We start from the raw sequence: 561 nt of genomic DNA on the forward strand, positions 1-561 counted from the left end.
TCTCTTGACGTTAGCAACAGAAGAAGCACCGGCTAACTCCGTGCCAGCAGCCGCGGTAATACGGAGGGTGCGAGCGTTAATCGGAATTACTGGGCGTAAAGCGCATGCAGGTGGTTCATTAAGTCAGATGTGAAAGCCCGGGGCTCAACCTCGGAACTGCATTTGAAACTGGTGAACTAGAGTACTGTAGAGGGGGGTAGAATTTCAGGTGTAGCGGTGAAATGCGTAGAGATCTGAAGGAATACCAGTGGCGAAGGCGGCCCCCTGGACAGATACTGACACTCAGATGCGAAAGCGTGGGGAGCAAACAGGATTAGATACCCTGGTAGTCCACGCCGTAAACGATGTCTACTTGGAGGTTGTGGCCTTGAGCCGTGGCTTTCGGAGCTAACGCGTTAAGTAGACCGCCTGGGGAGTACGGTCGCAAGATTAAAACTCAAATGAATTGACGGGGGCCCGCACAAGCGGTGGAGCATGTGGTTTAATTCGATGCAACGCGAAGAACCTTACCTACTCTTGACATCCAGAGAAGCCAGCGGAGACGCAGGTGTGCCTTCGGGA

The 561-nt window shown here is 53.3% G+C and carries 1 rRNA gene; it reads left to right on the forward strand.

The features are described from left to right. Positions 1-561 (forward strand): 16S ribosomal RNA (locus MSG36_RS23805); the annotation flags it as partial.

The organism is Vibrio sp. 1CM8B, assembly GCF_023161685.1.
GTDB lineage: Bacteria > Pseudomonadota > Gammaproteobacteria > Enterobacterales > Vibrionaceae > Vibrio > Vibrio coralliirubri.